The 14,186-nt window shown below is 68.9% G+C and carries 9 protein-coding genes; 1 reads left to right on the top strand and 8 read right to left on the bottom strand.

Going from position 1 to position 14,186, the window contains the following annotated elements:
• Positions 1-26 precede the first annotated feature (26 nt).
• The 3 genes from DEJ19_RS03385 to DEJ19_RS03375 all read right to left on the bottom strand — a co-directional run bounded on the left by DEJ19_RS03385 (position 27) and on the right by DEJ19_RS03375 (position 6,593).
• A complete protein-coding gene (locus DEJ19_RS03385; protein WP_146250705.1) occupies positions 27-5,534 on the bottom strand; it encodes an Ig-like domain-containing protein in 5,508 nt (1,835 codons plus the stop codon).
• Between the two features lie 298 nt (positions 5,535-5,832).
• Positions 5,833-6,162: a hypothetical protein gene (locus tag DEJ19_RS03380; RefSeq protein ID WP_217499688.1), complete on the bottom strand. Its 330-nt coding sequence runs from the start codon at positions 6,160-6,162 to the stop codon at positions 5,833-5,835.
• Between the two features lie 101 nt (positions 6,163-6,263).
• Positions 6,264-6,593: a hypothetical protein gene (locus DEJ19_RS03375; protein WP_071248415.1), complete on the bottom strand. Its 330-nt coding sequence runs from the start codon at positions 6,591-6,593 to the stop codon at positions 6,264-6,266.
• A gap of 259 nt (positions 6,594-6,852) precedes the next feature.
• On the opposite strand from DEJ19_RS03375, the gene DEJ19_RS03370 reads away from it, so the two are divergent.
• Positions 6,853-7,317 (top strand): VanZ family protein, encoded by a 465-nt coding sequence (locus DEJ19_RS03370; protein ID WP_084740580.1) that lies wholly within the window; start codon positions 6,853-6,855, stop codon positions 7,315-7,317.
• Positions 7,318-7,386: 69 nt separating this feature from the next.
• On the opposite strand, the gene DEJ19_RS03365 is transcribed toward DEJ19_RS03370, so the two are convergent.
• The 5 genes from DEJ19_RS03365 to DEJ19_RS03345 form a co-directional block, all read right to left on the bottom strand.
• A complete protein-coding gene (locus DEJ19_RS03365; RefSeq protein WP_110864288.1) occupies positions 7,387-7,950 on the bottom strand; it encodes a hypothetical protein in 564 nt (187 codons plus the stop codon).
• 390 nt (positions 7,951-8,340) lie between these two features.
• Positions 8,341-10,161 (bottom strand): DUF4012 domain-containing protein, encoded by a 1,821-nt coding sequence (locus tag DEJ19_RS03360; protein ID WP_111233905.1) that lies wholly within the window; start codon positions 10,159-10,161, stop codon positions 8,341-8,343.
• 35 nt (positions 10,162-10,196) lie between these two features.
• The gene (locus DEJ19_RS03355) at positions 10,197-11,168 is read right to left on the bottom strand and encodes a GDP-L-fucose synthase family protein (RefSeq protein WP_111099912.1); all 972 of its coding nucleotides are present in this window, start codon (positions 11,166-11,168) and stop codon (positions 10,197-10,199) included.
• Positions 11,168-12,196 (bottom strand): GDP-mannose 4,6-dehydratase, encoded by a 1,029-nt coding sequence (gene gmd, locus DEJ19_RS03350; RefSeq protein ID WP_111099911.1) that lies wholly within the window; start codon positions 12,194-12,196, stop codon positions 11,168-11,170. The genes DEJ19_RS03355 and gmd overlap by 1 nt, the downstream gene beginning before the upstream one ends.
• Complete coding sequence (locus tag DEJ19_RS03345; protein ID WP_258377455.1) at positions 12,193-13,461, bottom strand: glycosyltransferase family 4 protein; 1,269 nt, start codon at positions 13,459-13,461, stop codon at positions 12,193-12,195. The genes gmd and DEJ19_RS03345 overlap by 4 nt, the downstream gene beginning before the upstream one ends.
• Positions 13,462-14,186 lie beyond the last annotated feature (725 nt).

Genomic DNA, 14,186 nt, shown 5'->3' with positions numbered 1-14,186 from the left:
ATCCGGGCCTCCAGTCCGGCACCCTGTTACGGACGTGCGCTGCGGCGGATGCCCGGCGCGACGCGGACCGCGATCCGTCGTCGGGTCACCAGGAGCACGCCCGCCAGCATGAGCGCGAGTGCCGCGAGCCCGAGGCCGACCAGCCCGGTCACGCCCGTGAAGGCGAGCTCGGTGCCGTGCACGATCGCGGCGAGCCCGGTCGGGAACCGAACCGTGACGGTCGCGCTGACCGTCTGTCCCGCGCTGTCGGTGACCTCGTAACCGACGAACGTGGTTCCGGTGAAGCCTTCCTGCGGAGTGAAGACGACCCGGCCGTCGCGGATGGTCCACGTGCCCTGGTCGGCGACGACCACGCGGTCGGTCGGTGCGCCGGACTCGGGGTGGAGCAGGTGCAGCGTGCCCGGCTCGAAGGTGGCGCCGCCGGTGGCGGAGTCGTTGTCGAGCGGATCCACGACGACCCGGTGTCCGACGATCCCGGTGGCGGAGTCGTCGGTGGCGACCGCCGCGGCGACCACGGTCATGGTCGCGGTGGCGGTGGCCGTCTGCCCCGAGGCGTCCGTCACCGTGTAGGTGAAGGTGTCCGTGCCGGTGAAGCCGGCGGCCGGCGTGTAGACGTACGCGCCGTTCCGCTGGATCGTCACGGTGCCGTGGGCGGGCTTCCGGGCCGGGGCCGCCGTGAGGCCGGTGCCCTGGTCGTCGGCGAGCAGGCCGTGGCGGGCGTCGCGGGTGACGGGCGTGCCGGACACGGTGTGCCCGGAGTCGTCCGCCGCGGCGATGCCGACCGTGATCGTGACGGTGGCGTCGACCTGCTGCTCCATCGAGTCCTGCGCACGGTACGTGACGGTGTCGGTGCCCGAGAAGCCCTTCGCCGGGGTGTAGACGAACGTGCCGTCGGCGGCGATGGAGGCCGTGCCGTGACGGGCCTGACCCACCGCGACGACCGTCAGGGCCTCGCCGTGGTCGTTGCCGAGCACGCCGTGGCCGGCGACCCGGACCGTCTTGCCCGCCGTGGTCGTGGCCTTGTCGTCCTTCGCGGACGGGGCGACGTCGATGATGACGCGCGCGAACGCCGCGGTGCCGTCGGCGTCGTTGGCCGAGTAGGTGAACCAGTCACGGCCGGACCAGTTCGACGTGGGCGTGTAGACGTACGAGCCGTCCTTCTCGAGCGAGAGTGTGCCGTAGAACGGCTTCGTCTCCATGGCGGCCCAGAGCCCACGACCGGAGTCACCGACCAGCACGCCCTTGTCGGCGGTCATGCGCATGCTGCGGTTGGTCGACATGGTGTGCCAGTGGTCGACCGCGGCGACGCCGACGACGACCGTGACCGTCGCGGTCGAGGTCCGTCCGGCGCCGTCGGTCGCCGTGTACTCGAACGTGTCCGCGCCGGAGAAGCCCTTGGCCGGGGTGTAGACGAGCGCGCCGGGCTCGGTGCCCTCGGTCACGGCGCCGTGCTCGGCGCGGCCGTGCGCGGTGACGGCGAGACCGGTGCCGCGGTCGTTGCCGGTCAGGGTCGCGCCGCTGATCGGCAGCGCGGTGTTCGCCGCGGTGCGCAGGGCGTCGGCGACCGCGGTCGGCGTGACGGTCACGGTGACGGTCGCCGTCGCGGTGCCGCCGGTCGGGTCGGTCACCGTGTAGGTGAACGTGTCCGTGCCGGAGAACCCGTCGGCGGGCGCGTACGTGACCGAGCTGGCTCCGGTCGGGCCGGTTGCGCCGCCGCCGGTGCCGCCGGGCGTCGTGCTGCCCGTGATCGTCGCGGTGCCGTGGCCGGGCTTCGAGACCGCGGTGACGGCGAGCTTCGTGCCCGAGTCGTTGCCGGTGACGGCGACGTCGACCGGGGTCGCGGCGCTCGTCGTCGCGGTGTCCGCGGCGGCCTTCGGGGCGACGACGATCGTCACGGTGCCCGTGGTCGTCCCGCCGGAGCCGTCGGTGACCGTGTAGTCGAACCCGTCCGGGCCGGAGTAGCCCGGCTCGGGCTTGTACGTGTACGAGCCGTCCTCGTCGACCGTCACGTCACCGTGCGAGGGGTTCGTGTGGTCGGTGACCGCCAGGTCGGTGCCCTTCGCACCGTCGAGCAGTCCGGAGCCGACCGGCACGGTGGTGGTGGCGTCGGCCTCGGCCGAGGTCGACCCACCACCGGCGACCGGGGTGACGGTGACCGTCACGGTGCCGGTGTTCGTGGCGCCCGACGGGTCCGTCACCGTGTAGGTGACGGTGTCCGTGCCGGAGAAGCCGTCCTTCGGCGTGTACGTGATCGTGCCGTCGTCGTTGCGGGTCGCGGTGCCGTTCTTCCCGTCGGTGACGGACACGACCGTCAGGCCGGTGCCGTGGTCGTTGCCCGTCAGGGCGCCGGAGGTGACCGTGGTGCTGCCACCCGCCGCCACGGTGACGGTGTCGGGCTCCGTGCCGGGGCGGACCGTGACCGTCACGGTGCCGGTGGTGGTGCGGCCGGCGGGGTCCGTCGCCGTGTAGGTGAAGGTGTCCGTGCCCGAGAAGCCGTCCTTCGGCGTGTACGTGTACGAGCCGTTCGCGGCGAGCTCGACCGTGCCGTGTGCGGGCTGCTGGTCGACGGTCGCGGTCAGGCCGGTGCCCCGGTCGTTCGCGAGCACGCCGTCGCCCTTCGCGACGGTCAGCCTCGAGCCGGCGGTGGCGGTGGCGGTGTCGGCCGTGGCGCGGGGGCCGACGACGACCGTGACCGTGCCGGTGGTGGAGCGACCTGCTCCGTCGACCACCGTGTAGGTGAAGGTGTCCGTGCCCGAGAAGCCGTCGGCCGGGGTGTAGACGACGCGGCCGGTGGCACGGTCGAGGGTGACGGTGCCGCGGGCGGCGCCGGTCTCGCCGGTGCCGGTGCCGGTGCTGTTGCCGGTGCCGCTGCCGGTGCCGTTGCCGTTGCCCGCGGCCCCGCCTGCGGTCACGTCGGTCACGGTCAGCCCCGTGCCCCGGTCGTTGCCGGTCAGGGTGGCGGCGTCGATGGTCAGCGCCTGATCGGCCCGGGTCGACACCGTGTCGGCGGTGGCGACGGGTCGCACGGTGATCGTGACGGTCGCCGCACCGGTGGTGACACCGCTGCCGTCGGTCACCGTGTAGGTGAACGAGTCGGTGCCGGACGCTCCGGCGGTCGGCGTGTACTCGACCGAGCCGTCCGCAGCGACGACGGCCGTGCCGTGGGACGGACCGGTGACGATCGTGGTCTCGAGGTCCGAGCCACGGTCGTTGGCATGCACGTCGATCGTCACCGGGGTGCCGGCGTCCGTCGACGCGGTGTCGGCACCGATGGTCGGGTTGACCGTGATGGTGACGGTCGCGGTGCTCGGCGAGCCGGAGCCGTCGACCGCCGTGTACGTGAACGCGTCGGGGCCGGAGTACCCCTCGGCCGGCGTGTACGTGAACGTGCCGGTGGCCTTGTCGAGCGTCAGCGCACCGTGCGAGGGGGACGTGTTCGACGCCACGGTGAGCCCGGTGCCGGAGTCGTTGCCGAGCACGCCGGTCGCCCGGGTGCCCGCCGTGGCCGTGCCCCCCGCGGCGACCTTGACGGTGTCGTCCTGCGCGGCCGGGGCGACCTGCACGGTCACGGTGACGGTGTCGGTCCCGCCGCTGCCGTCGGTCACCGTGTACGTGAAGGAGTCGGTGCCGGAGAACCCGGCGGCCGGGGTGTACGAGTACGAGCCGTCCGGACGCACCGTCGCCGAACCGTGCGCGGGGGTGCTGTTGCCCGTGACCGTCAGGCCGGTGCCCAGGTCGTTGTCGAGCACGTTGCCGGTCGTCGATGACCCGGCCGTCGCGGTGACGCCATCGGCCGTCGCGGTCGGCAGGACGGTGAGCCGCACTGTCGCGGTGACGGTCGCGCCGGAGCCGTCCTTCGCGGTGTACGTGAACGAGTCCGGGCCGGAGTACCCCTTGTCGGCGCCGTAGGAGAACGACCCGTCGGGGCCGATCTTCACCAGTCCGTGCGACGGCTGGCCGTGGCCGGTGAGGGTCAGGTCCGACCCGCGGTCGTTCGTCAGGACGCCGTCGGCTGCGTTCACCTTGAGCACGGTGCCCGCGTGCACGCTGTAGGCGTCGTCGGAGCCCTTCGGTGCGACGGTGACGGTCACGGTGCTGGTCGAGGTCTGCCCCGACGAGTCCTTCGCCGTGTACTGGAACGTGTCCGAGCCGGAGAACCCACCGGCCGGGGTGTACGTGTACGAGCCGTCGGCGGCGACCGTGGCGGTGCCGTGTGCCGGCGTGGTGTTCGAGACGACGGACAGGCCGGTGCCGCTGTCGTTCGCGAGCACGCCCGAGGCGGCCGGCACCTTCAGCGTCGTGCCGGTGGGGGTCGTGGCGGTGTCGCTGCTGGTGGTGACGTGCGTGGCCTTCAGCGTGTTCGCGAAGGTGACCAGGACGTCGGTGCCGTCGGCGGTGGTGGCTGCCGGGAACGTGAACGTCCCCGTGGTGCCGGTGCCGCTGGCGACGACCGCGTCGCTGTTCAGGTTCACGGCCTTCCAGGTGGTCGTGTAGTTCGACGGGTCGGTGGTGCCCACCGCCGTCTGGCGGGCCGTGTAGGTCTTGTTCGGGGTCGACAGGACCGCGCCCGCCTTCTGGGGCTGGGTGCCGGCGGCCGTCCCGTTGGTGGTCGCCGTGTTGCCGGTCGAGACGCCGCCACCGGTCACCGCCAGACCGAACTGGTCGGACGGACTCCACCGCTGGTCGACGCTCGACTGCGCCGCCAGGGTGTTGGCGTAGTTGCAGGACGCCAGGTCGCTCGGCGAGTAGCCGTTCGCGATCGTGAACGTGCTGACCTGCGCGCCCGAACCCGGATCGATCTTGTACATGGTCGAGCCGACCGAGGCGAACAGGTAGCCGTCGGACGAGAACGCGATGCCGGGGCTGCCGCTCGTGCTCGCGTCGATCGGCAGGGTCGCGACCTTCGAGGTGGTCAGAGCCGTGGTGCCCGCGGTCGTCGGGACCGTCTCAGTATCGACACGACGGATCTCGTTGCCGGTGACGACGAACAGCAGCCCGCGGGTGCTGAACGCCATGTCACCGTTCTTGTTGGTGAGCAGGTTGCCGATGGTGCCGACCTGGCCGATCTTCGCGCCGGTCTTCGTGTCGTACGCACCGAGGTACGCGGGGTTCGCGCCGCTCGCGTAGTAGTAGATGCCGGTCGCCGGGTTGATCGCACCACGGAGCAGCTGGTGACTGCCGTTCGGGTCCGCGTCGGTCACGTCGGCGATCCGCGCATCGCTCACCGCGTTGTACCCGGTGATCGTGTTGCCGTTGTTGATCGACGCGTACGCCGCGACACCGTTGCGGGCGACCGCGAGGGCGTTGTCGCCCGGCGCCATGCTCGTGACGTTCGTGACGGCACCGGTGGTGGCGTCGATGGCGGCGAGCTGGTTCGCGGCGGTGTTGATGCCGTACAGCGTGTTCTGGTCGCAGGCCAGCGCGCCGGCTGCGGCGGCGGGGTCGGCCACGACGGCCTGGGTCAGACCGACGCCGGCGAGGAGCGCGGCGCCGAGCATGGCGACGGCGCGCAGGCCGGGACGGCTTCTGGGCACAGCGGTGCCCGGGTTTGAACGCTGCATGATCACTTTCGGGTCGAGACGATGCGGGCACCGAGACCGACCGGAGGATCAGGGAGAACGGTCGTTGGCGCCAGGTTGATCCTGGCAGTTCCTCGTGTTCGGATGGGGACAATCTGGGTCCCCAATAGGGGGGACCACTCGTTCAGGGGGTACGCGGCGGTCCGGCATGTCTCGGTCCGCCGTCGCGACCCGTTCGCGCCCCGGGCCCACGGAAGAACCCCCGCCGGCAGGCCGGCGGGGGTTCGAGGATCAGCGAGCGATCAGCAGTGGATCACGCGGTCGGACGGATCACGTCCGGCAGCAGCACGTGCAGGCGCTCGGACAGGCGCGCCTTCGCCTCGTCGAGCGAGCGGAAGTCCCCGACGTACTCACCGAAGGTGTCGGAGACGAAGAAGTGGGTGCCCTGACGGTCGACGGTGCCGCCGTAGTAGCCGCCGTAGTTCGCGACCCACAGGCCGGTGTCGGCCTGGGCCCACGAGATGCGGACGGGGGCTGCCTGCACGGGAGCCACGACCTGGGCCTCGATCTCGGCGATGACCTCGATCGTCTGGGTGTCCAGGGTCACCTCGGCCTGCTGGCGGTGGGCGACGGTCGTGCTCATGGTGCTGCTCCTTCGTGCTGTGCTGCGTACTGGGTGGTGCCGGTGGTTCCGGGTGGTGCGGGCGTCGCGATCGACGCCGGTGGAGCTGGTGTCCGTCGTCGTCACTCGACCGGCCGGATGACCGGCGGGAGCATGACGTGCAGCTGGTCCTCGAGCTTGGTCTGCGCCTCTTCGAGGGAGGAGAACTCGCCCACGACGAGCCCGAAGGTGTCGGAGGCCACGTAACGGTCGTCGCGCTTGTCGACGCTGCCGCCGAAGTACCCGCCGTAGCCGGCGATCCACTCGCCCTGGTCTTCCTGCACCCAGGTGACCTTGGCGCGCTTTGGACGCGAGGAGAGCGCTGCATCGGCCTCGAGGATCGCGATGGTGTCCACGGTGTCGGTGTCGAGGGTGACCTCGGCCTGCGTCGCGTTGTTCACGGTGATGCTCATGTCGCTCTCCTTCACGATCCGGGGTACATCTGCTGACACGAGAACGCTACGAGAAGTGCCGAGGGGATCGCCAGCCAGGCCCGTCGATTCACGGGTTCCGTCAATGCCATCCATCGGGCAGCCCCGGATTTCCGGGCAGGTGCGTCGCACTTCCGGGGTACAGCGCCAGGATCGGGGTACTCGTTTTCCGGATCGCCGGGATCGGGGGACGAGATGGTGCGGACACCTGCCTGGAGGCGGGACTCGCTAGCGTCGGCACGTGACCTCCGACAAGCCCCGTGTCGACGACCGCGCCCCGGCCACCTGGCGCAGCCGTCGGTTCGCGACGGGGCTGGCGATCGCCTACGGCGTCGCCCTGGCGCTCGTCGGGTTCTGGGGCTCCCCCGTCGACGCCGCAGGGGCCCCGTGGCTCACCCGTGTCCTCGCAGCCGCGCACCGTCACGGCCTGCCGGAGCGCATCGACTACGCCACCGTGGAGTCCCTGGCGAACGTGGTCTACTTCGTGCCGCTCGGCCTGCTCGTGGTGCTGCTCGCCGGTGCCCGCTGGTGGTGGGCCGCCATCGCCGCGGGGCTCGTCGTCAGCACGTGCATCGAGACCGGTCAGGCGCTGTTCCTGCCCGCCCGCACCGCGACCATCGACGACGTCGTCGCGAACGGCGTGGGAGCGCTCCTGGGGGCCGTGGTGGGTGTGCTGCTGCTCAGCCGTGCGGCCCGGCGTCGCTGAGGATGATCTCCGAACACGAAGAAGCCCCCGGAGCAGATGCTCCGGGGGCTTCGTTCAGTGTGTCGAGACTCAGACGGACTCGCGCTGGCGGCGGACCGAGCCGCGGACCAGCAGGAGGCCACCACCGAGGACGACTGCGCCGCCGGCGACCCAGAGGGCCAGGGCGGAGACGGTCGAACCCGTGAAGGCCAGCGTGCCGTCGGTGCCGTTGCCAGCACCGGCGCCAGCTGCGGGAACCGCAGCAGCGTCAGCCGGGGCGACGGTGAAGGCCGCGAAGCCGACGACGCCCGAGGTGGCGCCGGTGGCAGTCAGGTTGTAGGTGCCCGAGGCGCCCTGGGGGAACGTGACGTTGACGTCGAGCGAGCCATCCGAAGCGGCCGTGTAGGTCTTCGACACGGTCGTGGTCGGCAGCGCGCCGAGCGTGACCGCACCGGCACCGGTGACCTGGACGTTGACGGTCTCGTTGTCCTGGAACGCGCCCTCGGTGAAGTTCACCGAAGCGGTGCCACCGGCGACGGCGGAGCCGGAGACGGAGACGTCGGAGTCAGGCGTGTAACCGGCGGCGTTGGCGACGGCCGGAGTGGCGAGCAGTGCGGCGCCAGCCAGCACCACCGCTGCGATGAGCTTCTTCATGAATGGTTCCCCTAAAGATCTGATTTTCCAGACCCTGACACCCAGAGCCCGCTTCCTCGCCGGCCCGAACCCAGGCCATGGTTATGGCGGGTGTTATGGCGAAGTTCCCTCAATCTAGCGGGTTTTCACAGTGACGTGCCAGATTGTTCGGATTTTGGTCTCTGGTCGTCATGTGTTCACCGCGACCCCCTGAGCCCGGACAACTCTCGTGTCGACCTTTCTGCGGACACGGTCCGGGGAAACCCCTGTTCAACCCGCCAATCGTGGGCGAGCCCGTCGCCCTGAGTGCCGGATCAAGAGTCTTTGCGGTCAGACAGGCGAACGGCACGCCCCCCGGAGTGGGGGCGTGCCGTTCGCGCTGAACGGTTCTTTCGAGGGAGTGGGTGCTCGTCAGCCCGCCGCGAGCGGGTCCTCACACGAGAACGTCAGCGGCTGGGTCTTCGTGGAGCGGACGCCGGGGGTCGAGGTCGCGCTGACGGGCGCCCTGGCGAACTTCGCCTCGCCCAGGAACGCCACGCGGTACGTCAGGCTCTCGCCCGGCGCGAGCAGGGTCTGCAGCTGCGCGACAGGGTGCCCACCGTCGGTCGCGGTTTGCACCGGCGTCGTCTTGCCGTCTTTCGTGGCGCCGAGGAAGATCGCGTTCTCCGGTGCGTAGGCGGCGAGGAGCGTCTTGATCTTGCCCGGCTCCACACCGAAGTTCCCCCCACCGGTGACGTACTCGGGCAGGCTCGTCGCCGCGTCAGCCGGTGCCGTGTTCTTGATGGTGATCTGGACGACGGACGTGGGCCGTCCATCCTTCCGGCACACCGAGCTACCGACCGAGACACGCTTGTCGAGGTAGTAGTCCATCTTCGAGCCGGTGCCGTCATTGAGGTAGACGGCGAACTGGCGAGAGTCTGCAGTTGCGGTGGGGAGCTCCCCGGCCACGGGCGTGCCGCTGATCCGACGTTGCTCGGACTTGTCGGCGCTCCAGACTCGTAGGCGTCCCTCACCCGAGCTCTGCGTCAGCGCCGACACGAAGGTCTTCGCGTCGAACCCGCCGGACGACACCTTCTCGAAGACCGCACTGGCTGCGGAAGCGAAGAACGCGTCCTGCACCACCGGGTCCGGGTACTTCGCGTAGACGTCGCTCAGCAACAGCTTGACCGCGTTGTCGGCCGTCAGGGTGTCCCCGGTCGGCAGCTGCACCGGCCCGGTCGCCTTGAGGATGTAGCTCAACGTGACCGGGTCCATGGCCAGGACGCCGTCCGTCTGCTGCCCGAACTTCTGCTTCCACATCTCGCGCGCGAGCTTCGCAGACACGTCGAAACGCGGCGTGAGCGTGACGTCCTGCATGTACTCGCCGGTGATCTCGCCGTAGAGACCCCGCGTGTCCGCCGTCAGCGGCAGCACCGGCTGCTCGTACGGTCCGAACGACGATCCCGATGCCTGGTTCCCGAGGCTGATCGCCCCGTCCTTCGCCTGCAGGAGCGCCACGGCCCCTGGGATCCCGCCGCCGGCACGCAGCTCGGCGTTGTTCTGGAACAGCAGGACGTAGTTCCGATCGCCGTCGTGGCCGAGCATGGCCGGCGCGAGCTGCACGATGCGGTTCGCTGCGACCGCCTGCTCGGATGCTGACGACAACGCGTTCCGCAACTGAGCAACGGCGGTCGTCACCGGCGACAACGTGCCGCTGACGTCGATCCCCTCGGCGTCGCGGTGCGCGCTGGCGAGCGTCTTGGTCGCCTTGGCGACCGAAGGCTGCGCGTCCTCGATCGGCTGCAGGTCGATCTTGCCGTTCTTCGGGGCGAACGAGTCCGACCCGAGCTTCCCGACCACCCCTGCGACCGGTGTGACCGCGTTCTGCGCGACGTCGTCGACGATCACGGAGACGTCACGCACCGCGCGAAGGTTGGTCCCGAAGAACGGCACGTGCTGTGCTGCGCCCCACACCGGGTCACCTGTCAGTGAGCGCGCCGACGCAGCTTCGTCCTCGAGACGCGCCGCTGTCTTCTGAACCGCGGCAGGGTCACCACCGGTCAATTGTGACCGCAGCGTGTCCACGTCACCGACCGCGCGTTCCAGATGCCCCTTCGCGAGGTACGCACGGATCCCCACCCAGGCGACAGCGAGGATGAGCAGCAGGACAAGGGCGAGGACGCCCCACAGAACGATCCGGGCCCTGGACCCCCGGTGAACTGCAGTGCGTCGCGACTCGGGCGCGTCGGACATGAGGCGATCCTACGGTTCAGTGTGTCCGATACCCGTCACTGACGGACGGAATCCGCGTGTTCCCGGTACCAGTCGATGGTGCTGCGGAGCCCGTCTTCGAGGCCGATCTGTGCCGTCCAGCCCGCATCCGCCAACTTCGACACGTCGAGCAGTTTCTGCGGCGTACCGTCCGGCTTGGTCGTGTCCCAGATCGTCTCGCCTTCGAAGCCGACGATCTTGCCGATCGTCTCCGCGATCTCCTTGATCGTGACGTCCGATCCCGTCCCGACGTTGACCTGGTCAGGACCGTCGTAGTGCTCCATCAGGTGGAACACCGCAGCCGCCATGTCGTCGACGTGCAGGAACTCGCGACGCGGTGAACCGGTCCCCCAGTTCTCCACGCTCGACGCCCCGCTGCGAGCTGCTTCGTCGTACCGGCGGATCAGGGCCGGCAGGACGTGGGAACCGGTCGGCGAGAAGTTGTCGCCCGGGCCGTAGAGGTTGGTCGGCATCGCCGAGATCCACGGACGGCCGAACTGCCGACGGACGGCCTGCACCTGCAGGATGCCGGCGATCTTTGCGATGGCGTAGGCGTCGTTCGTCGGCTCGAGGTGGCCCGTGAGTAGTGCGTCCTCGTGGATGGGCTGCTCGGCCATCTTCGGGTAGATGCAGGACGAGCCGAGGAAGACGAGCCGTTCGACACCGTGCTCCACCGCGGCGTCCATCACGTTGACCTGGATCTGCAGATTCTCGCTGAGGAAGTCGTGCGGGTAGGTGTTGTTCGCCATGATCCCGCCCACCTTGGCGGCGGCGAGTACGACGTGCTTCGGCTGCTGGTCAGCGAAGAAGGCGAAGACCGCGCCGCGGTCCTTCAGGTCGAGCTCGGACGAGGTCCGCCCGACCACGTCGGTGAAGCCCTCCGACTCGAGCTTGCGCCACACCGCCGAACCCACCAGGCCTCGGTGTCCCGCGACGTAGACGCGGTCAGCTCGATCGATCGGACCGGGGGTGAAGTCGGTCGTGGTCATCAGGAACCCCAGCTCTCGAGACGGACGGTGTCGATCCAGGGACGGCCCTCGTGCTCGAGGGCGGAGATGTCGGCGTCGACCATGATCCTTGCCAGCTCGGCGGTGTCGACCGTCGCTTCCCAGCCGAGCTTCTCCTTGGCCTTCGAGGCGTCGCCGACGAGGGCATCCACCTCGCTCGGTCGCAGGTAGCGCTCGTCGAAGCGCACGTGGTCTTCCCAGTTCAGCCCGGCGTGCGAGAACGCGGTGACGAGGAAGTCCTTGACCGTGAAGTCGCCACCGGTTGCCAGGACGAAGTCATCGGGCTCGTCGGCCTGCAGCATCCGCCACATGCCCTCGACGTACTCGGCGGCGTAGCCCCAGTCTCGGACGGAGTCGAGATTGCCCAGGTACACGTGATCCTCGAGGCCAGCCTTGATCCGAGCCACCGCGCGGGTGATCTTGCGGGTGACGAACGTCTCGCCGCGACGCGGCGACTCGTGGTTGAACAGGATGCCGTTCACCGCGAACATGCCGTAGGCCTCACGGTAGTTCCGCGTCACCCAGTAGCTGTAGACCTTCGCGGCGCCGTACGGAGAACGCGGCCAGAACGGCGTCTCTTCGTTCTGCGGCGGCGGGGTGGCCCCGAACATCTCAGAGGAGGACGCCTGGTAGAAGCGCGTGTGGATCCCGGATACCCGGACCGCCTCGAGCATGCGCATCGTGCCCACACCCGTGACGTCGCCGGTGTGCTCCGGCTCGTCGAACGACACCCGCACGTGCGATTGGGCCGCGAGGTTGTAGACCTCGTCGGGCTTCAGCTCACTGAGGAGGCTGACGAGCCGCGCGCCGTCGCCGAGGTCTCCGTAGTGCAGGAAGAGCTTGGCATCGGGGTTGTGCGGGTCCACGTACAGGTGGTCGATCCGCGACGTGTTGAACGTGGACGCACGACGGATGAGTCCGTGGACCTCGTACCCCTTACGAAGGAGCAGCTCGGCCAGGTACGAGCCGTCCTGTCCGGTGATGCCCGTGATGAGCGCGCGCTTGGTCAACCAGTCCCCGATTCCCTTGTGCCAGACGGACGGCGACCATCTGCCAGCGTCGTCAATAGCTGAGTAAACGTATCGAATGAAGCGCGCGGAGTGAGACGCATTGCTCGGAACCGCCGTCCACTCGCTCCCATCGCCCGGGCTTGCTCCGGATCCGAGGCCAGCGACAGAGCCGCATCGAGCAAGGCCTGTGGGTCGCCGGCAGGAACGACCGGGCCCGCTCCGGCCAGCAGCACTTCACTTTCCGTGACGCTACCCGGGTCGGTCGCCGCAATCACGGGCAGCCCGGTGGTGAAGTACGACGTGAGCTTGCTCGGGACCGCCATGCCAACCACGCCGCTTCGCTCATTCACCAGAAGCGCGTCAGCTGCGCTCAGAGCACCCCGGAACTCATCGTCGGACAGAGACCCGATCATCGTTATCGCCGGAACATCAGCAGCAAGCTCCGCCAATCGCGTGCGCTGGTTACCGTCGCCCACGAGCACGAATCGGACCCGGCTCCCTGCCGAGGCAGCAAGGCGAGCCGCGTCCACGACGTTCTCAAGCCCCTGCTTGACGCCCATGTTACCGGCGTGAAGCACGACAAAATCGTCCTCCGCCCACCCCAGCTTGGCTCGGACGACAGCGCGGTCGACCGGCGCCGAGGGACCAAGATGCGACCAGTTCCGCACGACTGTCACCGACGAGCCATCCACTCCCAGGTCATCGACCACAGTGTCACGGAACCGCTCATGAATCACGACAACGCCGTCCGCGGCCCGCAGGCACCAAGCCTCAAGCTTGGCAATGAGGCGCTGTGCCACTCTCGCCCTATCATCACCGAGCTCACGAAGTCCGAGCGAGTAAAGGTCTTGCACCCAGATGACCACGGGCGTCCGACTCAGGAGCCTCAACTTCACCAGCGCAACCGCAGTCGAAATCAACGCGGGCGAGACGAGCACGACCGCATCCGGCCGCCCGAATCGAGTTCCTGCAGCCGCTAGGCCGAAAGTGAGCTCTGACCAGGCGCGCGCCAGGCCGCCGGGCCTGGCAGGCAGCTTGTGCCGTCGCCGAACTACCCTGACGCCGTCTTCATCAAGCACCTCCGAGCGCACCGGGAATCCGTTGTGAAACGACCACTGCGGGTAGTGCGGGAACGACGAGATCACACGGACTCTGAGACCGCGGCTCGCCAGCTCCCTGGCGAGCCCTGCTGAGTAGGGAGCTATGCCAGTACTTTCCGGTGCGTAGTTGAGGCCAACGAGCAGGACCGAGTAACGGCTTTTCACGCTAAAATAATAACAGTCGCAATCGGTTGGGGCGGGCACGCCGCTGGAGAAAACCGCGGCCAGGTCTCTCCCTGACAGGCCTCGATGACCGCTGAGGATGCCAAACCACAATCGCGGAACCCGCCCAGCGTGCCGCCCGGGACACACCGCATATGCTGGCCGTGTCTGCAACTTGCGGGCGTCCGACAGTCCCCGGCCAACGAACAGGGTTTCCTCGTGCCGATCGAACCGCCAGTCATCAACCTTGCTAGCGCACCAGGCGAACGCGCGGCGTGGACACGCCCGCGGGCGACCGTCTACGCGTGGGCGATCGTGGAAATACTCCTTGTCCGCAACGCGTGGCAGATCTCATCCAGGGTGCGCGTATGGGCGCTTCGCAGGTTCGGCGCCAACATCGGCGCGGGCGTAGTCTTCCGGCCAGGCACTCGGGTCAAGTTCCCCTGGAACTTGACCGTCGGTCCTCGTTGCTGGATAGGCGAAGGAGTCTGGTTCCACAATCAGGCTCCGATCGTCGTCGGAAATGACGTCGTTATCTCGCAAGAAACCATGCTTACCACCGGGAGCCACCGCCACCGTCTAGATATGGGGCTAGTCACCGCGCCTATCGCCATACACGACGGAGCTTGGATTACTTCACGATGCGTGGTGGTCGGCGGGGTGACCGTTGGTCGCTCGTCACTCGTTACTCCCATGACCGTCGTGAATCAGGATGTTGCAGTGAACAC

The sequence above is a fragment of the Curtobacterium sp. MCSS17_016 genome, assembly GCF_003234255.2.
Lineage (GTDB): Bacteria > Actinomycetota > Actinomycetes > Actinomycetales > Microbacteriaceae > Curtobacterium > Curtobacterium flaccumfaciens.
The sequence above is the reverse complement of the archived record's forward strand: the minus strand, read 5'-3'. Positions and strand labels throughout refer to the sequence as shown.

Bases quoted from the DNA above. Each gene is read 5' to 3' on its own strand.
- DEJ19_RS03355 (WP_111099912.1), bottom strand. From the start codon at position 11,168: ATGACCACGACCGACTTCACCCCCGGTCCGATCGATCGAGCTGACCGC.
- DEJ19_RS03360 (WP_111233905.1), bottom strand. From the start codon at position 10,161: ATGTCCGACGCGCCCGAGTCGCGACGCACTGCAGTTCACCGGGGGTCC.
- DEJ19_RS03380 (WP_217499688.1), bottom strand. From the start codon at position 6,162: ATGAGCACGACCGTCGCCCACCGCCAGCAGGCCGAGGTGACCCTGGAC.
- DEJ19_RS03375 (WP_071248415.1), bottom strand. From the start codon at position 6,593: ATGAGCATCACCGTGAACAACGCGACGCAGGCCGAGGTCACCCTCGAC.
- DEJ19_RS03365 (WP_110864288.1), bottom strand. From the start codon at position 7,950: ATGAAGAAGCTCATCGCAGCGGTGGTGCTGGCTGGCGCCGCACTGCTC.